Annotated in this window: 22 protein-coding genes and 1 pseudogene; 3 read left to right on the forward strand and 20 right to left on the reverse strand. The window is 43.0% G+C overall.

Annotated features, from left to right (window positions below; translation table 11 throughout):
• Nucleotides 1–66: 66 nt before the first annotated feature.
• The 4 genes from xylF to BM210_RS31240 all read right to left on the reverse strand — a co-directional run bounded on the left by xylF (nucleotide 67) and on the right by BM210_RS31240 (nucleotide 5,295).
• Nucleotides 67–1,161: a D-xylose ABC transporter substrate-binding protein gene (gene xylF / locus BM210_RS31225; RefSeq protein ID WP_091176589.1), complete on the reverse strand. Its 1,095-nt coding sequence runs from the start codon at nucleotides 1,159–1,161 to the stop codon at nucleotides 67–69.
• A 105-nt stretch (nucleotides 1,162–1,266) separates the two neighbouring features.
• A complete protein-coding gene (locus BM210_RS31230; RefSeq protein WP_091176591.1) occupies nucleotides 1,267–2,868 on the reverse strand; it encodes a response regulator in 1,602 nt (533 codons plus the stop codon).
• Nucleotides 2,865–4,322: a sensor histidine kinase gene (locus BM210_RS31235; RefSeq protein ID WP_091176594.1), complete on the reverse strand. Its 1,458-nt coding sequence runs from the start codon at nucleotides 4,320–4,322 to the stop codon at nucleotides 2,865–2,867. The genes BM210_RS31230 and BM210_RS31235 overlap by 4 nt, the downstream gene beginning before the upstream one ends.
• Nucleotides 4,303–5,295 carry a sugar ABC transporter substrate-binding protein gene (locus BM210_RS31240; protein WP_177238105.1) on the reverse strand — a complete coding sequence of 331 codons (993 nt, stop codon included), beginning with the start codon at nucleotides 5,293–5,295 and terminating at the stop codon, nucleotides 4,303–4,305. Before BM210_RS31240 ends, BM210_RS31235 begins: the two co-directional genes overlap by 20 nt.
• 195 nt (nucleotides 5,296–5,490) lie before the next feature.
• On the opposite strand from BM210_RS31240, the gene BM210_RS31245 reads away from it, so the two are divergent.
• Nucleotides 5,491–6,219, forward strand: coding sequence for an aminoglycoside 3'-phosphotransferase (locus BM210_RS31245; RefSeq protein WP_091176597.1), 729 nt, complete (start codon nucleotides 5,491–5,493; stop codon nucleotides 6,217–6,219).
• 39 nt (nucleotides 6,220–6,258) lie between these two features.
• Here BM210_RS31245 and BM210_RS31250 read toward each other — a convergent pair whose 3' ends face one another.
• From BM210_RS31250 to BM210_RS31285, 8 genes are all read right to left on the reverse strand, one after another.
• Entirely contained in the window at nucleotides 6,259–6,864 is a 606-nt protein-coding gene (locus BM210_RS31250) for a DUF2087 domain-containing protein (RefSeq protein ID WP_091176599.1), read from the reverse strand.
• Nucleotides 6,865–7,064: 200 nt separating this feature from the next.
• Complete coding sequence (locus BM210_RS31255) at nucleotides 7,065–7,412, reverse strand: hypothetical protein (RefSeq protein ID WP_091176600.1); 348 nt, start codon at nucleotides 7,410–7,412, stop codon at nucleotides 7,065–7,067.
• 88 nt (nucleotides 7,413–7,500) lie between these two features.
• The gene (locus tag BM210_RS35465; RefSeq protein WP_218184995.1) at nucleotides 7,501–7,665 is read right to left on the reverse strand and encodes a hypothetical protein; all 165 of its coding nucleotides are present in this window, start codon (nucleotides 7,663–7,665) and stop codon (nucleotides 7,501–7,503) included.
• A 200-nt stretch (nucleotides 7,666–7,865) separates the two neighbouring features.
• Entirely contained in the window at nucleotides 7,866–8,162 is a 297-nt protein-coding gene (locus BM210_RS31265) for a hypothetical protein (RefSeq protein ID WP_091176604.1), read from the reverse strand.
• A 230-nt stretch (nucleotides 8,163–8,392) separates the two neighbouring features.
• Entirely contained in the window at nucleotides 8,393–9,868 is a 1,476-nt protein-coding gene (locus BM210_RS31270; protein WP_091176606.1) for an oligosaccharide flippase family protein, read from the reverse strand.
• 195 nt (nucleotides 9,869–10,063) lie between these two features.
• Nucleotides 10,064–11,332, reverse strand: coding sequence for a DEAD/DEAH box helicase (locus BM210_RS31275; RefSeq protein ID WP_091176608.1), 1,269 nt, complete (start codon nucleotides 11,330–11,332; stop codon nucleotides 10,064–10,066).
• Between the two features lie 214 nt (nucleotides 11,333–11,546).
• A complete protein-coding gene (locus tag BM210_RS36120; protein ID WP_177238106.1) occupies nucleotides 11,547–13,172 on the reverse strand; it encodes an ankyrin repeat domain-containing protein in 1,626 nt (541 codons plus the stop codon).
• A gap of 220 nt (nucleotides 13,173–13,392) precedes the next feature.
• On the reverse strand, nucleotides 13,393–14,889 hold the full coding sequence (locus tag BM210_RS31285) for a L,D-transpeptidase family protein (protein WP_091176611.1): 1,497 nt from the start codon (nucleotides 14,887–14,889) through the stop codon (nucleotides 13,393–13,395).
• Nucleotides 14,890–15,261: 372 nt separating this feature from the next.
• Here BM210_RS31285 and BM210_RS31290 point away from each other — a divergent pair, with 372 nt between their 5' ends.
• Nucleotides 15,262–16,278 (forward strand): NAD-dependent epimerase/dehydratase family protein, encoded by a 1,017-nt coding sequence (locus BM210_RS31290; RefSeq protein WP_177238107.1) that lies wholly within the window; start codon nucleotides 15,262–15,264, stop codon nucleotides 16,276–16,278.
• Between the two features lie 255 nt (nucleotides 16,279–16,533).
• Here the strand turns inward: BM210_RS31290 and BM210_RS31300 are convergent, their stop codons facing one another.
• The 7 genes and pseudogenes from BM210_RS31300 to BM210_RS31320 form a co-directional block, all read right to left on the reverse strand.
• Nucleotides 16,534–16,719 carry a WG repeat-containing protein gene (locus tag BM210_RS31300; RefSeq protein WP_091176615.1) on the reverse strand — a complete coding sequence of 62 codons (186 nt, stop codon included), beginning with the start codon at nucleotides 16,717–16,719 and terminating at the stop codon, nucleotides 16,534–16,536.
• Nucleotides 16,707–16,763: pseudogene (locus tag BM210_RS36370) on the reverse strand (WG repeat-containing protein); the annotation flags it as partial. The gene BM210_RS31300 and the pseudogene BM210_RS36370, both read right to left, overlap by 13 nt.
• A 96-nt stretch (nucleotides 16,764–16,859) precedes the next feature.
• On the reverse strand, nucleotides 16,860–17,045 hold the full coding sequence (locus tag BM210_RS36375) for a WG repeat-containing protein (protein ID WP_091176616.1): 186 nt from the start codon (nucleotides 17,043–17,045) through the stop codon (nucleotides 16,860–16,862).
• Nucleotides 17,046–17,049: 4 nt separating this feature from the next.
• Nucleotides 17,050–17,217, reverse strand: a complete 168-nt coding sequence (locus BM210_RS35155) for a hypothetical protein (RefSeq protein ID WP_177238109.1) — start codon at nucleotides 17,215–17,217, stop codon at nucleotides 17,050–17,052.
• Between the two features lie 33 nt (nucleotides 17,218–17,250).
• Nucleotides 17,251–17,910: a M48 family metallopeptidase gene (locus BM210_RS31310; RefSeq protein WP_091176634.1), complete on the reverse strand. Its 660-nt coding sequence runs from the start codon at nucleotides 17,908–17,910 to the stop codon at nucleotides 17,251–17,253.
• 149 nt (nucleotides 17,911–18,059) lie between these two features.
• Nucleotides 18,060–19,034: a hypothetical protein gene (locus BM210_RS31315; protein ID WP_091176618.1), complete on the reverse strand. Its 975-nt coding sequence runs from the start codon at nucleotides 19,032–19,034 to the stop codon at nucleotides 18,060–18,062.
• A gap of 30 nt (nucleotides 19,035–19,064) precedes the next feature.
• A complete protein-coding gene (locus BM210_RS31320; RefSeq protein WP_177238110.1) occupies nucleotides 19,065–21,077 on the reverse strand; it encodes an SEC-C metal-binding domain-containing protein in 2,013 nt (670 codons plus the stop codon).
• A gap of 606 nt (nucleotides 21,078–21,683) precedes the next feature.
• On the opposite strand from BM210_RS31320, the gene BM210_RS31325 reads away from it, so the two are divergent.
• Complete coding sequence (locus BM210_RS31325; protein ID WP_256224168.1) at nucleotides 21,684–23,351, forward strand: histidine kinase N-terminal 7TM domain-containing diguanylate cyclase; 1,668 nt, start codon at nucleotides 21,684–21,686, stop codon at nucleotides 23,349–23,351.
• Nucleotides 23,352–23,530: 179 nt separating this feature from the next.
• Here the strand turns inward: BM210_RS31325 and BM210_RS31330 are convergent, their stop codons facing one another.
• Nucleotides 23,531–25,270 carry a GTP-binding protein gene (locus BM210_RS31330; RefSeq protein WP_091176621.1) on the reverse strand — a complete coding sequence of 580 codons (1,740 nt, stop codon included), beginning with the start codon at nucleotides 25,268–25,270 and terminating at the stop codon, nucleotides 23,531–23,533.

Raw genomic sequence — 25,270 nt, forward strand, 5'->3', positions numbered from 1 at the left:
ACTCCCTCCTTCGTGGATTCCTTCTCAGAAAAAGGGCGGGATTCTCCCGCCCTCTTGTCTCATTACTTATTTCTTAACGTTCTTGTACACATCTTCTTTCTTATGGAAGCCGTCTGCGATGACAGTTGAATCCACGTTATCTTTGTTCACCGCTATCGGATCCAATAGAATGGAAGGTACGTCGATCTTGGCGTTATTCACTTTTTTCGGAGCATCTACCTTTTCGCCTTTTGCCATTTTGACAGCGATAGTAGCCGCTTCATCCGCCAGCTTCTTCAGCGGTTTATACACGGTCATTAATTGCGTGCCTTCAACGATACGCTGCATGGCAGCAAGCTCCGCGTCTTGACCGGAAACCGGAATCTTACCGGCCAGCTTTTGCGCTGTCAGCGCTTGAATTACTCCACCTGCGGTGCCGTCATTGGCAGCAACGACAGCATCAATTTCATTTTTGTTCGTCGTCAGCGCATTTTCCATATTGGCTAACGCGTTGGCTGGGTTCCAATCCTTCGTCCATTGTTCATATACAATCTTGATATCGCCTTTATCCACCAGCGGCTTTAATATGTTCAGCTGCCCTTTTTTGAACAGATGCGCGTTATTGTCCGTTTCAGAGCCCTCGATCAGCACATACTTGCCTTTCGGCGCTTTTTCCACGATCGCTTTCGCCTGCATCTCACCGACACGTTCATTATCAAAGGAAATATAGAGGTCCACGTCCGAATTTTTGATCAATCGGTCATAGGATAAAACCTTGATGTTGGCCGCATGCGCTTTTTGTACAATCGCTGCTGCTGCTTCTGCGTTATGAGGCACGACAACCAGAATATCAACACCTTGGCTGATCAAGTTCTCTGCTTGTGAGATTTGCTTAGCGTCATCACTGTTCGCTGCCTGCACGTTGACCTCTGCTCCAAGCTCTTTGGCTTTGGCTACGAACATATCGCGGTCACGCTGCCACCGCTCTTCCTGCAAAGTGTCGAGCGACATCCCAATAACAATCTTTTTGTCTTTCTTGTCTGCGGCTGGAGCTGTAGCGGCAGGCTTCGAAGCTCCTCCTGCTGCTGCCGGTTTGGTTTCCCCAGTCGTACATGCCGTTAACGCTACGGTAAAAGTCAATGCTAACCCTACGATTCCGCTCTTTTTCAGCCATTTGTTCATCAATTCGAACCTCTCCCTTTAAATTCTTTTTGAACATACTCTCATTCTTGCTTACAACTTGAATTTATCATGGGGAGAGCGCTTTCAGTTGAGTCATTATCTGCACTATCTTGTTATCTCCTTCACTTTTTTAAACGGGGTTGCGGAGCGGTGCCGCGTTAACAAATCTTTCCGATATTCGGTTGGCGATTGGCCTACGGTTCTTTTAAATACCCGGCTGAAGTAATTGGGATCGTGGTAACCTACCTCATAGGCAATCTCCTTCAAGCTCTTCCCTTCATCGGACATGAACTCCTTAGCCTTCTCGATTCGGCACTCCGTCAGAAAATCCACATAGTTCGTTCCGAAGGTTTCCTTAAACAACCGACTGACATAAAATGGACTAATCTGGACATGCTCAGCAATCAAATCAAGCGATATTTCCCGCTGTGCGTTGTGGATAATAAATGCTTTCACCTTGAGCATCAAGTCAGGCTCCACCTGCGCCTGCATCTCCTTGACGGATCGCACGATTCCCTCCACAATACGAAGCAGCTCCGACCTGAGCTGGGCATAACCCGAGATTTGAAAGGCATAATAAGGCTTTTCCGTCCTGGCACCAAGCTCCTCGATAAATCGGGATAAGATTAAGAGCAGGTCTTGAACCCGCTGCTGCGCTTCAACCAATCGGAAACCCTCTGCCTCAAAGCCGTTCACCCACTGCTGCAGCAGCATATTCACCTCTTGCCACTGTCCCCGACGCGCTTGCTCAAGCACCTTCTTTTCGGTTTCGGATGTTCGCAGTACCGACTGATTCTCCTCCTGCAGCAGGTCAGAGTAATGCCGGTAATGGGTCGGAATGGACAAATCCGTAGAAGCCAAGAGGGCCTCATGATACGATTGCCGAATGTCATGAGTGTCATCAGAGCAGCTGCCAATGCCGATAAATACGCGTACGCCACGAAAGCAGCTAACGTAATTAAGTAATTTGCGAATGAGCGATGTGCTTTGCGCGCGATACGACTGCTGCAAATCGGCCAAAACGATAATCGGCATTTGGTTAAAGCTGAGCTTTCCTACCCATCCGTGTGATGTGGTTCGGAAATACTCGGTCAGCGACTTATATACGGCAGGCAAGCTTGCTGCATCTCCTTCCGTCTGAATCGTACAGACCATGACAAAGGCAGGACCCTGCTCTCTCCATTCCAGTAATTCCAGCATTTCCTGAAGATGCGACTCATGAACGCTTTCATATAACAGCTGTGTCACATAATCCGCCTCCAATACGGGCAGAAGTTTATCCAGCTTTTCCACCACACGAAGCTGCCGCTGCCGATTCTCCCGCTCACCTTCCAGTTCCTTCAACACCTGGCCTACCGTCTCCAAAATAACGGACGATTTGCTTGGCTTCAGCATATAATCACTCACCTGCAAGCGAAGCGCTTGTTGAGCATAATCAAAGGAATCAAACGCTGTAACCATGATGATCTTCACATCTCGATTCATGCTTCGAATAGCCTGAGCCGCTTCCAAACCGTCCATACCTGGCATCTTGATATCTAACAATATCAGATCCGGGCTATACTGCTCCGCCAGCTCTACGGCCATTCTTCCGTGGTGCGCCAAACCGATGATTTCGATACCGCTCAGTCCTTTGCTTAAAATACGAGCCAACGCTTCACGTTCGAGTTCCTCATCGTCCGCAATCAATATTTTTAATAAAGTCATCCTATATTTCCTCCTTGTTGCGGCAATATCAACCGAATGACAGTGCCGTTGTCCGTATCACTGCGAATTTGAACAATATCGTCCGCACCAAAGTACAATTGAAGACGCCGAATCACATTGGGAATGCCGATTCCGGTGGTCGTCCCAACCGTAACAGATTCCTCCGGTTCATGATCCCGAGGATGAAAAAAAGCATGGATCTGCTCCTCCTTCATACCGCCACCATCGTCGGCAATTTCAATGATGACTTGTTCTTCTTGTCTAGTGACCTCAATTCGGATAGTGCCTCCTTGCTCAAGTGGTTCAATGGCATGGATGATCGCATTTTCAACAAAAGGCTGGAGGGTCATGCAGGGAATAGGTACGGTAAAACAAGACTCATCGAGCTTCAGCTCATACCCCACTCTGGATCCGAATCGGGCTTTCTGTATGATCAGGTACTCTTGAATGACATGCAGTTCCTCCCTTAACGTCACCATACCTTTCAAGCTTCGCAGGTTGTAACGCAGAAGACCGGATACGCTTGCAATGAGCTCGCTCGTTTCCTCTGCACCTTCCAAATAAGCTTTTTTTGCCAGCATGTTCAGCGTATTGAATAAAAAATGGGGATTGATTTGATTTTGCAAGCTACGAAGCTCGCTTTCCTTCAACAATAATTTATGGTCCCGCAAATCCTTTTCCAGCTGTGCTTTTATACTCATTTCCTCAATCAAATTTTTGATACTGATCCTCATCCGATTCATCGTCAAAGTAAGTAAGGACAATTCGTCCCTACCTTTGATTTCAATAGGCTTGTCAAAATTGCCCGCAGATATTTCCCGGGCTGCGGCCGCTAATGTTCGAACTGGACGGGTAATGCTGCCTACAAACTGATACGAAAACAGAAATAGCAGCGCCGAGGCCAGACCTAAGCTCCAAAACCCAAGCTTTCGTAAATCCGCGCTCTGCCGAATCATACGCACATAAAAATCGTTATAGGTAGTCAGCTCCTGATTAAGCAAAGAAAGCATTTCCTCATGAACAAATTTGTTGATTTGGATCGCTTCCTCCAGCCTTGTGAGTGCCGAGTTCTTCTCCTGACGCTCCGTATCTTTGGCTGAGAGCTTCATCGTCTCGACCAAGCTTGCAATCATATTTTTGAAATTAAGCAAGGTCGTCTTGTTACCTGGATTGATGAGTGCGGGCAGCTCGGCGTAATTTCTTTCAAGTTTTTCAACAGCATACGCAAATCGGGCTTCTGTTTCCGTTCGCGGGTTAGTTGTATACCCATTTAGCTGTTTGACCGCTTCCGTGCTTAAGTTCGTCAGCTCGTTCATCGCCATATATCGCTGAAGAATCGAATTATAGGTTTCAATCGTCAGCTGGTGCTGATTGTTGAGAAACAGCCACAGTCCGGCCATAAATACTAAAATAATGACCGTAAGCATGATCATTTTACTTTGCAATGTTTTCATGCAGGAACTCCTCACTCGTATACAGCCGATTGGTCACATAATGGTATGGCTCCAGCGGCAGGGTTTTCCCACGCAGCCATTCCAACGCAAGCATCACGCTGGTTTGTCCAACATCGCCGTCATCGTGCAGCATAATGCCGTCAATCTTGTTCGATGCGATCAAATGCATAATTTCCGGTGAATCATCAAAAGCAGCGACAAAATAATCCTGGATCCTATCGCGACTAGTAATCGCTTGTACGGAACCGATCACGGACTCCGAGCTTAATCCCATTATCGCCCGGAAATGCTCGCCATCATTTAACAAGTCGTTAGTTCGTCGATAAGACCCGTCACGGGAGTCTCCTTCAAATTGCGCCTGTACTACACGAATGGCAGGATATTGGGTTAGCGCCTGTACAATTCCCTTCAAGCGTTCGATTTGGTAGTTGTTCCCCTTGCTGTCGTACAGAATGCTGACGGCTCCCTCATAATGAACCGCCTTCGCGACCGTTTCGGCCATCTGATTTCCTTCGATAAAATGGTCTGCACCGACATACACTTTTCTCAAGCTCGCAGGTGAGTCCGTAAACACAGTAACAACCCCAATTCCCAGCGCGGAAGCCTTGTTCACGATTTGAACAAACCGTGGGCTGTCCATCCCCTGTACGATCATGACGTCGACCCTGGCTGCAATCCCGACCTCCATCTGCTTCATAATTTCATCCTCATTTGGCCTTACAGCATTACGAAATTGGATCGACGCCCCTTGCTTCTGCGCTTCTTTCACTGCTCTTTCCTGAACACGGCCCCCGTAGGGTGCATTCTGCTCAGTGGCGATAAACATTAACCTGTATTTGGCATCAGGGACGGCTTCACTTTGAAATTCATAGGTCTGGTTGGCCCTATAAAATTGATAGGCATAATACATCGTAAAAACCAACGTTATAATGATACAAGTGATGCTTAAGGAAAAACCGAGCCATTTTCGCACATAGCAGCCTCCTATTAATTCCATGTATTACTAAATATAGTGTATGTAAGGTAGATTGGGAAGAATGAAAAATGTATGGAATAAAAGGAGGGGTATGTTACACTTCTATATAAGAAGATGAACTAAACTTGATGTCTGCAAGGAGGCGCTGCGTGTTTCTTTGGTCATTTCATCCAAAACTTAGGAGGTTAGTCAATGAAAAGAACGCAAGTTTCCTTTGATATTGAAACGGTACCTATGCCCATTCAACCCTACTTAAAACATGCAACTATGTATAACAGCAGTTGTTCCGAGCTTGCAGCGACTTTTCTAGTAGAAGGGGCGGATCGTGCGTTTCTCAAGATAAGTAAAAGAGGCAGCCTTGAGCGAGAATACAGAATGACACAATTTCTAAGCAGCCACAATCTTGCACCAAACGTGATAGCCTATGAATCCGATTTGGAGCATGATTACTTATTCTCCGAAGCCGTAACGGGTGAAGACGGAGTATCAGGTCTACATATTGAAAATCCCTATATATTAGCTTCTGTATTTGGTGAATATTTGAGCATGCTGCATTCGCTTTCTACAGAGGGCTGCCCCTATAAGAACCGGACTGCCGAACTATTAAATGAAGCCAGCAATAAAGGGATCAACCCTCTCGTGAATGGGTCCACTTATTCAGCATTCGACGATGTCATTATTCATGGGGATTACTGCTTACCTAATATCATCATGGACCATTTTTCGTTCAAAGGGTTTATTGATTTAGGAGAGGGTGGAATAGGTGATAGGCATTACGATATATATTGGGGAATATGGACGCTTAACTTTAACTTAAAAACGGACACTTATACAAATTTATTTATGGATGCTTATGGGAAAAATGCTATTGATAAAGACAGATTGAGCTATTTTACACAGCTGATTGAGCAGTCAAATTAAGTTCAGAGGCTGTCCTTTTGTGCGATCAGTCCTTCATTGTCACGACAAAGTCTCCCACCTCGCCCACATTTCTTGCGGGTTCAATTCGTAAACCTCGTTTTCCCTATACATGAATTGATGCATAATAAATTCCCTTCTTATCGTTGCAAAATCCTCATGGAACCTTTTAATAAAATCATTGATTTCCTTTTCGCTATACTTCCGCCCTTTTTCCAGCTGTGAGACGAGATGTTCCAACACGATTAGTTTTTTCTTAAGCTGAGCGGGCAGACTTTTCAATTTCCCCTCCGATGTAAAGAAGTTTTTAATGACGGATTCCTTCAAACGCTTATGCTCATCTTGCATATGATCAGTACCTCCTTGGAATTGAGCTTTTCGGTAAATTAAATCTTCTGTAGCCGTGGCATTATTCTTGATAAAGTAATGATTTAAGGAAAAAAAGATCGTATTTTTATCTCTCCGCTCGTTAATCAGACTAGCTTCTCGCAGCTTCATAGCATGGTGAGTGATGGTTGCAGGTGTAACGCATAGCTTATTTGCCAAAACTTGACCGTTAAGCTCTCCGTCAGCGAGCAATATTAAAATCCTTATTCGTGTAGGGTCTGCAAGCGCCTTATGATAATTGACCACCTTATCCAGCTGCATAAGATTTTTCATCCTTTCACATTTAATTTAGCATTCATCTAATTAGATAATTATTAAATTAGATATTACTCCTACAGGAATTATTTGTCAAATATGTTTTATAAAACGCGAAAAGCCCAGTACACATCTACCGGGCCCTAAAAAAGATTCGCGTTGGTAAGCTTGGACATCACTCTGTGAAGTGGGATTATACGTGCAATTTATTTTTTATCGACTTGAAGCAGCGATATCGTTTTAACCGAAAACGTATCCTTAATCTTGTCTTCGGTAATAACATTCAGTTTGAGCAGGCTCGCTATCTTGGAGGAATCCGCTTTGGAGAGCAAGCGCCATACTTCGGGATCAGGAAGCGCTTCGTATAGCTTGTTATCATCGTATTCCTTACGCTCCTGATGTACAATCTTTACCGAATAACCTCCAACCTCCAGCTTGGACACGCCTTGTTCCGTGCAATGGTTTAATATTTCGCTGCGCAGCTCTGTCAGTTCTAGCTCTATTTCTTTCTGCTTTTGCTTCAGTTGATAGTATTGCTTTATTTTCTTGTCCATTGTATTCACGCTCCTCTTTACATATTTATGCTGAGGAAACTGATTTAGGACAAGTTCAAACGGGATGACTTATGCTGTATCGCTTGCTTCATTTTCTGCCTTTTGTTTCTTTGATTTTTTTGGATTGCTTCTTCACTAATTCCATTTCTTTATTCAATCTATCCATATCCTTGAACATTTTTTGAATACCTTTATTCTCTAATAGAAATTTGTAACCATACTTCAACAAATTCATATTCATGAAAACATCCATCCTCTCATCGATCCTTTTAATCAATATACGTGAGGACAAATCATCCTGCTTCCGCGTATGCAGGGAAAACAAAATTTGGATCGGTATGCTATGTAAATGTGAAAACACCAAAAAGCCAAGCATCGCTGCAGCTTGACTTTGTAAGTGTCTATTATCATGCGAGTAAAAAGCGAATCGGCTTCTTTCATTCAGCTTGATTCTTATGCTTCCGATTTACCTTCATATTCCTTAGTCGCTGAATCCAGCATGGATTTCCAATTCGCAAAATCCGTTTCTCTTACAACATGCCGATCAAAAAGTTCGTCATGAATATTATTAATATCTTCATGTGTCTTTACTTGAAAGTTGCCTTTCTCTAAAAACTCTTCAAAACTCTTGAAGCTGGAATGCTTGCTCATGAACGATTCATTAAACAACTTCTCTAATGATACATGGTTCGGGTCTTCTTGAATCGTTTTCTGGCCTTGTAAATCCTTCAGCAGATCTTCAAATGACATTGCCTTTTGCTTTCTCAGAATACCACCCCTAAATCTGTTTTATCGATTCCAGCTACCGTGTAGATAGCAGAATCGTTCCAATACATCGTAATACATAAGGATAACACAAGTGAGTATAAAAAATGAAGCGAGAATTTACCAGCTCCATCCATAGATGGCTCATACACTTTAATAATCAGCTCATTTTTTTGGAAATATTACTATTTTACCATTGAAGGGTCAAAATAATGTCAATTGTTGAAATTGTTCGAAGGTGCTACCGTCTTCCCCTCTCTCATCTCTATATACACAGTCAGGATGATCAAGCAAACAATACCTATAAGCACAAAACTCGTCATGAATCCCCCTGTAAATCTACCCACTTCCATAAAAAGACCCATGAATAGACTCGGTATCAGAGGCTCCCCGTAAGCCTTCCACCAATTAAGAGTGAAATTTTCCAAATAAAAAAACCAGATCATGCAGATTGCAGAGATCGCCCATCCGCCCGTATAAATCCATACCGCCAATACAGGATTGCTCGCGGCGATTAGAGGGACAAGGGTTATCACAAAAATACCCGCCACGATCATCACCCAGAAATTCGCTTTGGTTTTGCCGATCCCCGCTAGTATATTACCACCCAAACGACCAACGGATGAGAAGAACACCCCAAGCGCCAACAGCCGGATATACGTCGCCGAGTCCCCGGTCGTATAGCTTTCACCAAATAAATAACCGTTAATTTGATTAGGATATAAACAAATCACAACTGTTAGCGGATACAAGATCAGGTTGTTATATCGAATACACAAGGTACCTCGTCGTTTGCTTTCCAGAGGGTCCTGATAGCTCGCCGCGACAAAAGGAAAGGTCACAATCATAAATGCCCACGTAACGATCCCGATAAATCCCGTTATGCGGAAAGCGTTGCTGATATGCCCGACGGCAATGACCGAGCTGGAGCCAATAATCATGGTCACAAAAGGCTGTTGGAACGCTTTCGCGATATTTCCAGCCCACAAGGGAACTCCATACTGCATCATCTTCCAGATTTCAGAAATAGACACATGACCCCACCACTTCGGATGATGCACCTTTTCAACCTTCCAACAAATGAACAGGGCGGCCAGGATTGAACCGGATCCCATCCCTATGGATACTCCCCACAGGAAGCCATCACCGACAGGCCATAACACGCCTAATACGGTACCCGCTGTGGATAGAACCGTTGTAATCACCATAAACAAAGCCTGCGTGCCAAAATTGCGATTACCGGAGAAGGCGGCTACCCCGATATTAATGATCGAATTGAACACTAACATAATCGAGCTGATGACTAGAGCGCCTTTCAAAGACGGCAGTGCATAGGTTTCAGCTAATAATGGAGCCAAACTAGCAAGCAGGATACTGACGATCACTCCAAAAAAGGCGCTGCTGAGCATAGCCAATCGAAACCTATTTTCAATCGCATCCTTCGAGTTCGTTGAAAACGTGTAGACCAATGAAGAATTGAATCCCAAATTCAGAAAAAGGTTGACCATCCCGAAAATCTGCAGCATTAGGTTCACTTCGCCAAATTTTATGGGATCATTCAAAACACGCGCCACAACAATGCTCCCTACCGTCTGCAGCAATTGGTTAATAAAGAGACCAAGTACGATAATAGCAACACTTCGTATAAGGAACCGCTGATTGTCATTCAATTGCATTTTAGTTATGAGCATGTAACATCACCTTAGGCAAGTTGGAATATTGGAAAAGAGCACGTGAATACAACAATTATTGTGATTATATGCGATATCGTCTTTCACAACAAATACTATCTTGCGAAATCCATCGTTTCGAGAAGAATTAAAATTAAACAAAAAAATACCCCCAGCATCGCTGTGGATCACGATTTCCTGGAGGTATTTATCGGTTTATCTGCTTGGCTTGCTTCCTTTTGTAAACCACTCGGATCTGGGCTTGAGCTTCGGATTAGGCTTGGATTTAGCTGGTTTGGAGACAGCTGCTTTCGATGGTTGTGCCGCCTTTGAAGGAGGAGCTGTATTCAGCATCGGATAAGGATGATCCTTCACTTCGGGAATGGTCTTTCCGATCAATTTCTCAATGTCCTTGAGATACGGAATTTCTTCATTCTCGCAAAAAGAAATGGCAATCCCGCTCAGTCCTGCTCTACCGGTACGGCCGATTCGATGAACGTAGGTTTCCGGAATATTAGGCAGATTGAAATTGATTACATGAGAAAGCTCGTCAATATCAATGCCTCTTGCTGCAATATCTGTCGCTACCAGCACTCGCGTGACGCCGCTCTTGAAATTGCTAAGTGCATTCTGACGGGCATTTTGCGATTTGTCTCCATGAATGGCCTGAGCGGTAATATTCACTTTAGTCAGTGCACGAACAACCCGATCAGCACCATGTTTGGTACGGGTAAATACCAGCGCCGAAGCAATCGATTTATCCTGCAGCAGTTGGCTGAGTAGCGCTTGCTTGTTTTCCTTATCTACCCAATATACGGATTGCTGTATCCTGTCCGCTGTAGAAGACACAGGAGTAATTTCGACTTTTACCGGATCCTTCAGCAGCTCTTTGACCATTTTGGATATTTCCGGAGGCATCGTAGCCGAGAAAAAAAGCGTTTGTCTTTTAACAGGCATTTGCTTGATGATTTTCTTCACATCATGAATAAAGCCCATATCCAGCATTCTGTCGGCTTCATCCAATACTAATATTTGAACATGCTGCAAATGGATATGCTTTTGATTGATGAGATCAAGGAGTCTGCCCGGAGTTGCAATAACGATATCCGCACCAAGATGCAGTGCCCGCTCCTGTGCTTTTTGTGAAACGCCGCCTACGATAGCCACGTTGCGCAGCTGCGTGTATTGGCTGTATGCACTAATGTTTTCCGAAATCTGCAAAGCGAGTTCTCTTGTCGGTGTCAAAATCAGTGAGCGTACACGGCGCTGCGTATGAGGGCTGCCCTGCTGTTCACTTAAAAGCTGGATAATCGGTACGGCAAAAGCGGCAGTCTTCCCTGTCCCGGTCTGAGCGCAGCCAAGTAAATCTTTGCCGGCCAGCACTGCTGGAATCGCCTGTTCCTGTATAGGGGTAGGCTTCGTATAATTCTCTTTGCTTAGAGCTTTTAAAATCACGGGTGTAATATTCAAATCATTAAATGTCATGTTGTCTCCTTATTTGTAAACCATTCATAATGGTATTCACATAGCTTTTAACATATCTAGTACTGTCTCCACAAACCGTCCAATTATGTCGTAACACGTAAGGATAACACAAATGAACACATAAAAGAAGCGAGATTTTTAAAAACCCGCTTCTTTATAGCCTATTGAATGCATATTATTCTCTTTAATTAGAGCTACAAGCAACAGTTATAGTCTAATCACGCTGTTCGATAAGCATTTTATTGAGAAGCCTTTTTGAGGATGGGCCATAAATCCCGTCTGCGGTAAGATTGTTTTTTTTCTGAAACGACTTGAGTGCTTCCATGGTTTCTTTACCGTAATTACCATCTGCCCCGCTCGGGATCGATTCTCCAAGCTCAATGAGAATTTCTTGCAGCACTTGAACTTCAATCCCTTTAGTTCCCGACTTCAACACTCCATCCGGCAATTCGTCTTTTATTTTGCCTGGCAGTACAACAGGCTCCTTTTGAACTGGCTGTTTCTGATTTACGGGTGCTTTGGGAACCGTTTGTTCCTGGGCTACGGGAACAGTTTGTTTATCTACAGCCATGGGAGGACTGCTCGCTTGAGGTTTATCGCGCTTCTCTCGGTATTTATTTAGAAGTTGAATTGCTGATTTATCACCTTTTTGGGTAGCTTCATCCAAAGCTGTCCTTCCGTCGACGACTATATTGGGATCTGCGCCTGCCTCTAGTATGGCCTCCATCATTTCCAGTCGTCCATTTTTCGCGAGATCTGGCAGCGTTTGATTCATCGTGGAGTTTACCGGAAAACCCGCCTTCAGCATCAACTTCGTGCAAAAAATATTATTATAAAATACTTGAAGCTCCAAAAAGTTTTGCGTCGCTTCCACTTCTGCCTGCTTCATTAATTTCTGAGCATCTTCTTTAGTCTTGACCTGATCCAGTGCACTTTTACCGCCTAAACTCCTTAAATACTGGGACATCTCAGATTGACCTGTAATTAATGCATGGTCTATGGGGTACAAGCCATGTTTATCTGCCTTATTCACATTCTCCCCTTTACTCAAAAGAAGATCGATGGCCGCTCTCGCATTATTAGCCGCTGCATATATGAATGGCGGTGCATCATCCCAATCTCCTTTTTTTACGTCAGCACCAGCGGCAATTAACAGGTTCATGTTGGGGATATCATTGGCAGTGGCAGCCATAGACAATGCCGGAATTGAACGTGGCCCATTCAAATTAGGATCAGCTCCAGCATCTATTAAACTCTTTACAATCGTACTCCGATTTACTGGAGGCAGCTCCAAGGCATAATGAAGAGCCGTTTTTCCAGCTGAATCCAAAGTATTAATCTCTGGTTTGTCTATTAAAGCCTGCTTGACTTTATCTGGGTTTCCACTTTTGATCGTTTCAATTAATGAGGTTGCATTTTTAGAAGTCCCTGTGGTCTTGTTACTCTCTTTTTTTAGACACGCATTTAAATAATCAGAATCCAGCTGCGTATTTCTCACGGATAAATTCAGTTTTCCTTTGGCTTGTCCATTAAGAGCGTATACTTTTCCCTCGGACTTATCATAAACAATCATAGGACCGATATTACTTGCACAGGCCAAGTAGTCACCATAATCCGTACGGATCACTTTCATATCTTTCCAGTCCCAATTCAGGCCCACAGCCTTCTTAAGAGCTTGCTCTGCTTGCGCTCTTGCGATCGGATCGCTGTCTGTCACTTCTTGTGCTGGCGCTGTAGCCTTAGCAGCTATTGGAGTATTCTTATCGGCCGAGCATGCGCTTAATGTCGCTCCAGTGATTAATAAAGCTATGAACATACCCATTCTGTTTCTAATTCTCATCAAGTCCCCCGCTGATTTCCTATATGTCCTTTTCTGCCCGATAAACCGATACATGTATGAAATCGATTGGATGGCGCTATATAAATCTAGTATAATTGGAAAGCTTATGCAACTATAAAAATGTACAAATGAATCGTCTCTGCGATTACGATTGTCGTTATTTAATAACATACAAATAGCCCGATGCTACCAACTATCAGTAGAATCGGGCTGTACCCATCTAACCTAACCAATGAAACACCTTGTTTTTTGCTGATTCATTCGGAAGTTTGGTCACCAGGGGAATCAGTACTTGCGGGTTCCATTGTGCAGAAGCTGATGTTACCCTTGGCTGAATGCTCTCACGGATGAATACAACCGTTCCCTTGGGGATAAAAGGAAATAACTCATCCATATCCGCATTAGCCATTCGGATGCAGCCCAATGACATATTGCTTCCGATGGAAGCAGGATCGTTGGTTCCATGCAAGGCGATCGCTCCCATTCCGAGGGCAGAGCTGCCATACACATTCGGATGTTTACCTTGTGGCTCCTTCACCCTGTCTAATATGGTAAAGGTGCCTTCCGGTGTCAAATCATCTGCTCCCAACCCTACCTTCTTCTCCATAAGCAGCGTTGAACCTGATAACAATTGGAGCGAATGATCGCTTTTGCCTACCACTACTTGATAACGTTCAAAATCCGCCTTTTGCGAGCTTGATTTCTCCATAATATTAGGATAAAACATATCGCTAAATTGCTTAGCCAACGGATCAAACACCCATCCGCCGTCACCGTCGTACTTTTTGACGATTTGATTGGAGCCCGACTGTATTTCATTAGGGATGAAGCTTAAGTAATTTTGCGGGTAATCAGCGACCAGCTTGTCCAGCTTTTCTGGCGGGGTGCCGTTATCGGAAATATAGGCCTCAAGTGCAGTCCGCACGAGATTCGCTCCTGCTTCCGCAATCGTTAGCTTCCCGAATTCCGCATTGAGAAAACGTATTTTTACAGTTTGATCCTGAGCCGAATTGTATTGCGCCACGACAAATGCTTTCGTTTTTTGAGTCTCATCCGTCAAAGGAACTGTTTTCTTATCGGGATTTTGAACCGTGCTAGCGATTCCGTACAGCCAAATATTTTGTCCCGGATTCGTTTTAGCCAATTCCAACGCTTTGTTGTACATATCGTTTTCAATTTCTTTGCGAGGCTTGTCCCGAGGAAAATAAATGATATAGGGCATGTCCACGATTTCATAAGTAATCTCTTTCCCTACACCCCACAGCTTAAATGCGGAAACGGTTCTGGAAATCGAGTCTTTTTGCCATAAGAGTCCCAAGAGGAATACGCCCAACAGTACTATTACCAACAGGACTAGTTTCCACAAACGCGGTAAGGCAGCGCCGCTCTTGTTAAGAGTCGGATAATCAGCAATCGATAGCGATTCATTTCCTTTTACATGGCCTTCCAATCCACGAATTGCGCTTGCTGAAGAAAAGTAATAAGGTGACGGGTATATTTTCCTGCATTCCTTGTAATGGAAAAGCGCCTTTTCCTTGATGCCTTTTTCTTCAAATTTTTGACCAAGCTTATAATGGGCTTCAGGTGAATGGGGATCCAAATATCGGATAACCTTTTCAAAGTACATGGGATCACTGCGATTGATGTACAGATTTTTATGAAGATGCACCATTTCCTCATCCAAGTGATTTTTAAAACGACTCTTGATTTGAACCAAGCGATAGCCTCCTTTCTATGATTCCAAAATTAAAAAACACAAAAATTGGATTTCCACACAACATACCATTATGATACAAAATGTATCATTAAAGACATGTTTAGTCCTGACAAACTTTTACCATTTCATCTGAAGCCTACGTTTAAACTTATCTATGCATGAAGCTATCAGACTATGTAAAAATATTACGATACATTTTGTATCGAGTCAATATATTTTAACTTGATAGAGAATCACCGTACATGATCTTGTTAATCTGTAGATCACTTTAGAGTAACTAACTGAAATAATGATAGCTCTTAAAAATTATGTTCATCTTCTATATACTAAGACTATGAATGGGAAAACAACTCTACGAAGAAGGTGATAGGATTGAACGTTCTACTATTAGGCGGAACCGGCGTGATTAGCAGACAAATTGCAGCTCAGCTGCTGCTTGCTGGTCATGAAGTAGTTATATTTAACCGTGGTAGTCGAAAACTGCCATTTTCCAGTGATGTGGAATGGATAATCGGTGATAAATCAGATGTGCATCGCTTTGAAGCATCCATGAGCAATCGTACGTTTGATGTCGTTATCGATATGATCAGCTTTAATGAAGCTGATGCCCGCTCAACGGTGAACACCTTTACCAATCGTGCTGGTCAACTCATTATGTGCTCCAGCGTAGCTGCGTACAAAAGGCCTTACCAAACAACTCCTATTAAAGAGGATGCAGAGGCTCTTTTCGATAACCCGGAATTTGCCTATGCTTATCAAAAGGCTGAAATGGAACGGTATTTGCAGCGTGTTACCGGTGAGCAGCAGCTTCCCATCACGATTATCAGGCCATCGTTGACCTATGGAATCGGGGGTAGTAATCTTGGTGTGCTGAGACAAAATTACAACATTGTACAGCGAATTCGCCAAGGCAAGCCGCTTCTCATGTTCGGTGACGGCACCACCCCGTGGAGCTTTACCTTCGCCCCAGATTTGGCAAAAGCCTTTGTGGGAGCCGTTGGCAATACAAAGACCTACAACAAGGCTTATCATGCTACCCATGAAGATGTGCACATCTGGAACGATTTATATACCGAGTTTGGCAATATTATCGGGATCGAGCCGCAAATCGTCCACATCCCTTCAGAGCTTTTGGCAAAAGCGAACCCAGGCTTGTTTGCCCACCTAGTATTCGAGAAAAGCTATTCCGGACTGTTTGACAATACCAAAATCAAATCGGATATTCCCGATTTCCAAACCAGCATATCGTTAAACCAAGGTCTTCGCATGATGCTCGATTGGTACGAAAGCGAAGCCCATACCGTAGATCCGGATAAGGACAAGCTGGAGGATCGACTGACAGATATTTATTTCGAGTGGAGCAGGCAGATGGAGGCATTCCAGGTTTAACAATATTATAAAAACAGGGTTATCCCACAAACCGTTTCTACAACGACTTGCGGGATAACCCTAATGAGTTAACCTATGTGGTTGAAATCCGTCCAATACATAAGCATTTCTCAGCCCGCATCACCGCTGACGATTCCGCTGCTAGCCGCCAGCTGTAACAGAGAGCACCCTGCGTCAACTGCTTCCTCAGCTGAGTAGTGGTATAATGCAGCGCTGCTTTAGATTGATTTTGCAAGAACGAGTCATTCCAAGCAATCATGGCTTATTTATAAATCCCCATTTCCCTTTAACCTTCACAGCAGCCAGACCTTCACTAAAATCGAACGCTCTTTCGAATTTAACCGCCACGATTTCTTTGCCCGTATTATCAATAAAGCCCCATTTGTCTTCTTTCTTAACCAAAGCAAGTCCTTCAGCAAAATTATCCGAAAATAATCGTATTGAGGCGCAACAACCTCATTTCCTTCTTCATTCATTAGACCCCATTTACGGTCTTTACCACAGGAAGCAGACCCTCATTAGACGCGGCATCGTAGCGACTATTAAAACCTTTTCTATATTTCGAAGAACTCGTCATTTAATTATTCCAAGGGTACAATGACTTCTCCCGTTGTATCCATATAACTATATGAGCTACTGCTGTATTTTCCAACCCTCGTTACGCCTTCTTTGAAATCATAAACATAATAATATTGCGGCTTTATGACTACTTGGCCTGTTTCTACGTTCAAATAACCGCAGTTATTGCCATTGCAAACGCCAAGCACCCCTTCATTGGACTGCTACTAAACCCTCTTTAAAACCTTGAATATCGACACTGTCAAATCTTGCGTCAATAGCAAGGGTTGGATTCGTCTGAGCCTGAGTATGGTATGGAAACGATGTGAGTAACATCGCAGATGCTAAAGCCACTAGGAAGGTTTTCTTAAGCTTAAACATGTGGCAACCTCCCAATTTGTCCCAAAACCGAATTCAAAGTGTCATAGCATGTCCATGTCTTGCTAAAAACTCTTCCTTTTCTTTATAGTCCGGCATTATACTTCCCACACGTCTCCAAAACGATCGATCATGATTCATGTGTATCAGATGGCATAGTTCATGCACGATTACATAATCTATAACTTCAATAGGTGCCATGGCGAGACGATAATTAAAGGTTAACTTTTTATCCGAACTACAGCTTCCCCACTTCGCTCTGGATTCTACGATTTCAATGCTTTTGGGCTTTACTCTCAGTTGTATTTGATAAATTCGTATTCGTTCTCGGACAATCTTCTCACAGCTTGAGAAATAGAACTTCTTAAGCCTTCTTTTAAGTTCCTCTTCATTTAAATCACTAATATCTATTAATTCATGAAGAAAATACTCCTTGCCTAAATGAAGGAACTTTCCTTGATCTTGATATTCTCTTTTCTTAGGGGTTTGGGCTTTGCGAGCATCTGCAATTTTAGATGTTTTCTCCAGTATCCATTTGGCATGGTGTTCCACAGCGCTAATAATTGTCTCTTTACTTGTTTCTTTGGGAACTTTAACCGTTATGATACCAAAAGCATCGATATGAATCGATATCTTCTTTCTTTTTCCGTATTGAACATTGAATTCCATATTCATATTTTCAATTTCAATCTTCATAACTACCTTCGTTTCTATAAGTTTATTTCTAACTTGAGAAAGACCAGGTTCTATATAAAATGAACTAAACATCATGACAGCAAGGCGGAGCTGCGAATGCAGACCCTTCTCCGCTCGGGCTGTGTGTTTCTTTTGTTCGTCTTATATAGTTACTTGTCTAACATGTTTTCCAGATTACGATTATAATTATCGCCTAGCCCATCACTTTTCAGTTCATATGCATCAGGATCGGTGTAATCATCTACGATTCTAGCTTTTAGTCCACGAACAATTCCATAAGCTTGTGCCTGTTGTTCTTTCAAGACACAAATGCTGGGTACTCCGACATCATCACGTACCACATACGCCGCAATGTTCTTATCTCTTAAAATCTGTTCGTACTCATATTCCTTATTATCGATGACATACCCCATATCATGGAATATATCATCCACCTTCAGTTCTCTCTTTTGGGTGATCCACTGCCAGTACAACACTAATTCGAGCGCAGAAAACACATTTGTCTCGACTTGATTTGAATATGTAGTATGACAACCCAGTGATTTCACTTCATAACCATTTTTGCTTTTAGTTACCCTATAGCCGAATAAACGCAAATAATCAGCTGCTTGCCTACTGCAAGATTCTACAATCACTTCTGGGGAACCTGCCACAACTTTAAGTTGATAGGTTTCAGGCATCAAGCTCCCATTTCGAATATGATGTAGTTGTTTAGCATATAACACACGCATTCTTTTAAGCGATGCTTCGCTAAAGCCACTGTCTTGGACAAAGCTGTTAAAATGCTCCCCATACTTTTTCAATTCCTCTTCAGTTTCGGATAGAGAAAAACGAATCCAGAAACGAGAGAGAAGCCCTTTATTATGAGGATGTTCATTTTTCTGTTCTGGAAAAAAAGGTATAGATCCCCTTCTTCCTGTTGGTCGTATACGGACCTCAGCATAAAAATCATTTTCACTCACAGAGTCTTCCTTGACGTACCGTTTAATTAAACGCTCTAGTGCGTCATACTCATCATAACCATCGCTAGTTTCTTCGATACGATACCATGGCCACTCTTTCTCCATAAAGCTGCCCGATTGTCTGTGTATTGCTCCCTGAATAAGATACTCTTTATTTGCCAAGCTATCCCTCCGTTTATGCTAGGCCTCCAACTAATTTAAAGAATGCTGACTCATCAATTTCATTAACTCTTCCTTTGCCTCATCATCGCCCCGTTCCGCTGCCTTTCGAAACCATTTCATGGCTTCAAATACATTTCTTACAGCGTCTTCACCCTCTGCGTACATGACCCCGAGATTAAATTGAGCTTCCACACATCCTTGTCTAGCCGATTTGATGTACCAGCGTAAGGCCGCTTCCGTATCTTTCTCCACGCCTTCCCCCGTCTCGAGTTTGCAAGCGAGATTGAATTGAAATTGTTTATATCCACGTTCCGCTAATTTTTCAGTCCATTTGAAGGCATTCTTATCGTCTTTCATAGCGGAGAAAATGGAAATGAGTTGATACATGGATCCAACATGCCCAAGTTCCCCTGCTTGTAATAGCCATTGTAATGCTTCTTGAGGCTTCTTTGTCCCCGCTTCACCCGTTTGCAGCATCGTACCGAGCAGGAATTGAGCATCACGATTATTCTTTTGTGCAGCTATTCGGCACCAGCGTATTGCTTTTTCATCATCTTTGTTCGTCCCACTTCCACTGGAATACATATGGGCCAACACAAAGGCCGCATCAACTCCACCGTTTTCTGCAGCTTGCTTATAGAAATGGAATGCTTCCTCTGTCTGTTTTCCACCATCATTGTAGGTAAAACTCACACGTAACTTAGGCACTCCCTCAACTTGTTCAAACCAGCAGTCACACGTATACAATTGCGGAATGGTTATAGATGGCTTTGATTCAGACGATTCATTCACCGCATTGGAAATATGAAGCTGATGACCCTGTTTTATGGCACGCCTTACTGCACCTTCTACGTCCATCTCAAAGGTTTGTGTCTCAGGTGAATTTAGTATCTCACTTACATCATGGATAGATTTCAACCGTGGTTCTTCTCCCACCTTGGCCCACGATAAATAAGACAATAAATTGCGCTCAAATACAAGTTCTTTGATCTGGGAAAACTCGTCCTTAGATACAAAGCCACCATGCGCAGCTCTATTTCTCAATGGGAGCAGGTCTGTCAACGCACTCCCTAAATCAGGGATATACTGGTTCATATTTGGGATTGTATGCGTGTGGCAATACTCACATAAGTCCCGCCACATCATCCGTCTCGAATTGGGCCAATGCTCCAATTGCAAAATAATACTGCGCAGCTCCTCTTCGATTACTCCAAAATAATTCATTGCAATTCCTTGATAAGACAATAACTCCCCGGATTTAAGTGATTCCATCGAAACTTCTAAAATCATTGCCGTAGCCAGCGTTTTCTGTGATTGATCGGAAAGGCCATACCACTCATTTCGAATCATTTTATAACGGTTCTCTAATTCGTCTTTGCTATGAAAATCGATCCATATTCGATTATCGATCTCATAGGTTTCACCTTCAAATAGCTCCCACCCGTCAAACGAATCGCCGGTATCGACATGAATGATCGCCTTGGTGATTTTCTTTTTATCAGATAATCCTTGATCTAGCACTCGAAATGCCAATTCAGAGCATACATACATCGCACCGTGATCAGGTATGGCTCCTTTAGCCAAATAGGCGTAATCTACGAGGATACCTTCAACGACCGTAAGTAACATTATATATTCGTTTCTCGATATAGCTCGGTTCTGCGACTCATCCAGCGAATCGAACTTTGAAGCACTCCGCTCAGGAGTATACTTCCATTTCCCTTGATCCAATTGATTATATAGATCCCCACAGAGCGATATGATGACATCGTCACGGACGTTGTTATTCTTAAATTCTGTTGTCAATTGTTCTAGACGGCCCAATAAATACGAACGATATCCATCTGTCAATACGTATCGTGTCTGGGTAAGCCCCGTTTCGGGAAGTGGTTTCCCTAAAATAGGCTCTATGATTGACCTACGCATTTGATCAAGCGAATCCAAACGTCTAAGCTGTTGTACTTGTTCATTTTTATGCAAACAACATTTTTTATATTTTTTCCCGGAGCCGCAAGGGCACAAGTCGTTTCTCCCAGTCAACATTCTTCCACTCCACCTCATAAATAAACAATTTCCAAATAGACACGTTTAAAATGGGGACGCCTATCACTCCGCGTTCCCATTTTGTCCATAGCTCCCTATTCACTCACTCAAAACCCATACACCTTGAATTGTCACTATTGTACCATATGTTGGAATCCAGTTGATCGACTCGTTTCAATTTTCGCTTCTGGTAGCCGAGTAGATATTTAACCTGCAAAAAAAGAAATTGCCCAGAAGTATATCAACCAACTCGTGAAGTGTCGGTTATCAGATCTCATAACGTAGACCTCTATAATAATATTTGTAGTTTCCAAGTACTGTTTAATGTTATTCTAAAACTATGAACAAAAGAAACACAAAGCCCGAGCGGATAAATGGGACCCTTCTGGAGAAACGAAGTGTTCGCCTTTGCAAACGGATTCTTACCCCTATGGGGACTAAAAATCGAAAGCATCTGGCTGCAACAGCGATTGGAAGAGGATCTGCTTTCGCAGCGCCTCATTGCTGTCAGGATGCTTAGTTCATCTTATATAGCGTATATCCTTCAAAAGACTTAGGTTCGAACACATCATTTATGACATTTACAACTAAGAAGGTGTAGCCATTTTGGGCTTATCTATTGGAATTGATCTTGTCTTATTTTTCCTTTTATTTGCTCTATTTATTTACGTCTTTATATCTGTTCAAATTACCAACCTACATAAAGTATACTTCATGTTCCACTTTGCTATGATGCTTTGGCCATTTTGCTTATTTGTTATAAAAGCAACGGACAACCCCCAGTTACAATTGTTATACATAAAGGCAGCTTTTGTTGATTTGTCCTTGTTGGCCATTGGATGGCTTGTTTTCACTATTTTCCTTACGAATCGATCCATGTTTCTACAAAGAAAAAAATACTTTAGCCTTTTTGTCCCTGCTTTCTTAGCCATAATCGCTGTGGTAGCGAATCCGAATGGATTATTTGTGAGTCCCGTGAACCACGGCTTCATCGTGCGCACCTATGGACCCGTATTTTGGATTGTCTGCATGATCCTGATTAGCTATGTTTTCATTTCCCTATATATCTTGTATACAGCGCTGGTGTCCGACATTCCATTTCGTGTTAAAAAACAGGTTAAGCTCGTACTCCAGGGAATATTTGTGTTTAGCGTGTTCGCTCTATTGGACGTATTGCTCAATGTGGTATTAGCCGAATGGCTGCCGGTCATACCAGGGTTAACTTCTCTGGGCATTCTACTTTCCGACATTTTTTTTGTGATTGCTATTTATCGGGATAAAGTTTTTGATATAGTGATTATCGCCCATCAAGATGTCATCGATACGATTGGAATCGGGATGCTGGTGCTGGACGAGAACGAAAACGTATTGGAAATAAACCGGGCGCTGATTCCCCATTTGGATAAGCTTCCTGGTGAACGCTTTGATATGGAAGCCCTGCTCTCTCAAGCACACTTTGACTGTAACATGGAAGGGTTTCTGCACAAATACCAACAGCATCCTTTGGATCGTGCTGAACTTGAGTTATCCGTACTTGGAAGCAACCTAACCTATATCTCCATTCAGGTTGTGCCTATCATCATTACAGGTGTGAGGGTGGGAAGGATTATCACTTTTCAGGATATAAGCGAACTCCGCCGTCTCGTGAATGAGTCGAATCTCCAGAACGAAAACCTACAGGAACAGAATCAATCATTAATTGTGATCCAAGATGAACTGTTTCAAGCAAACCGGAAACTTGAACTTATGGCCTTAACGGATAGTTTAACGGGTTGTTATAATCGTCATTACCTGACACAACATTTAGAGCACGAAGTTATGATGCATGAAAGATGTCGAATACCGTTTTCGCTCTTTTTAATAGATATCGATTTTTTCAAGTCAATTAATGACAAGTATGGACATATGGTAGGCGATGAAGTCATTTGCGGAACTGTGGAAGCCATTAAACAGACGCTGCGGCAAACGGATATATTGGCTCGTTTTGGTGGAGAAGAATTTATGATCTATTTACCGCATACCCATCAATCCGATGCAGTACACTTGGCCGAACAAGTGAAATTAGCCGTTGCCTTTAATAAAGTGATAGTCGAAAATGTAGGGTCTTCTATACCAACAACTATCAGTATAGGCGTGTTATCCATCGAAAATTTTAATAACGAAAATCAGAGTGATCCCAAAGCTTATTTAAATGAATTGTTTGTATCTGTGGATGAGGCCCTATATCAAGCGAAGAAGGAAGGTCGCAACAGGGTCATTAGTAGACTACGATAGAAAAAAGGTAGTCTTAACAGGTGCCCCATTCCGTGGACAAAAAAGGTCCCTACATCACTATTCACGGTGATGTAGGGATACTATTTTTCAAAGACTATTTCGTAGCGTCGATTTGTTTAAGCATGTGTACACTTTCACTTCTTGCTCGGCTGCGCTACCAAACAAGGGTTATGTTCGCATTAGAAATTAAGGAATTGTCCACGACTACTCTCATTGATTAGATATTTAATAATTCGTTTCACTACATAATTTGCAGCTTCTTCGATTGAAAACCTGCTTGTATCGATTTCGATTTCCGGGTTCCCAGGTGTATCATTTGTGCTCGAGCTGCCTGCAAGCGGTCCATTTACATACACTTCAATATATTCTTTGCCAATGATGTCTCGCGCGGTTTCTTGGTCGTTTTCAATCGGGGAATCATTCGATACCAATGCAATAAGTCCAGCATCGTTCATCAATTTTGCAACTTCTGCTAATCGCTGCAACGATTCTCCCTGGCCATTCTTGAGTAACATGGTATGGTGGCCTGTCGATACCAAACGTTTTTCGACTTCCTTCGCAAGGGTTGAGTTATCCGGAACCGTACCGGTGAACCAGAGGGTTAAAGGATTCTGACCTTTTAGCTGGGCACGAACATCTCTGGTGATTTCCGTATCTAGCCGTACAAAACTGTCGGAGCTTTGAAGGGTTTGGTCAATCACTCCACAAGCGGACGTCATATTGGTTACACGATCGATTAGAATAAATCCGCCAATGCTTTTATTTTTTTCGAAGGAATCAAATACGATGTTGTCCGATAAAGAAAATTCACATTTGGCCAATTCATTTTTGACAATGTGATCGGCTGGAACCGTATTTCCCGTATTGATATCGATTTTATGAATAATTGCCGTCACGGTACCAGGCAGGACTTTCGTTCCTACTTTGACTAAATAATTTTTACCAGGCGTCAGTACGGAGTCGTCCATCCAAAGAATCGTAGCTGAGAAACTATCCGCCTCTTGGATTTGATTGTCTTTGGTAAATACACAGCCCCGCGAAACGTCAACTTCCCGATCCAATTGAATGGTTACTGGCTGTCCAGCATGCGCAGAATTCCGATCTTGGTCTGTCACTAAAATACGTTTGACCTTCGCTTTTTCACGACTAGGCAGCGTCGTCAGCTCTTCGCCAACCGCGATGGTTCCCGCCTCAATCTGACCTTGGAAGCCGCGGAACGTATGGTCCGGTCGACATACACGCTGAATCGGCATCATAAACTTCTTCGTGTCATCGGTTTGGTGAACATCCACATTTTCCAAATACGGCAGCAAAGCAAGGCCCTCGTACCATGGGGTATTTGGTGATTTTTTCGTAATGTTATCCCCTTCTGTCGCAGAAACAGGGATCACCTGAATACTTTCAAAGTGAAACTCAGCGGTCAATTGCGAGAACTCTTGTTTGATCGCTTCAAATATCTTAGGATCAAAATTTACTAAATCCATTTTGTTCACAGCCAAAACAAGATGTTTAATGCCCATGAGTGCACATATCCGAGTATGGCGCTTGGTTTGGGTAATAACCCCTTTCGTTGCGTCCGCAAGAATGATAGCCAGATCCGCAAAGGATGCGCCAACGGCCATGTTACGTGTATATTCTACGTGTCCCGGCGTGTCCGCTACGATGAAGGAACGATGATCCGTCGTAAAATACCGATAGGCCACATCAATCGTTATCCCTTGTTCACGCTCGGCCAGCAATCCATCAAGAAGCAAAGAATAGTCTATTTTACCGCCGCGGCTGCCCAGTCTGCTATCCAGCTCTAACGCTCTTTCCTGGTCAGCGAATAAAAGCTTAGCCTCATAAAGCATATGACCAATTAAGGTGGATTTTCCGTCGTCTACACTTCCGCAAGTAATAAATTTAAGCAGACTTTTCAT

This window comes from Paenibacillus sp. 1_12, from assembly GCF_900114475.1.
Taxonomy (GTDB): Bacteria; Bacillota; Bacilli; order Paenibacillales; family NBRC-103111; genus Paenibacillus_S.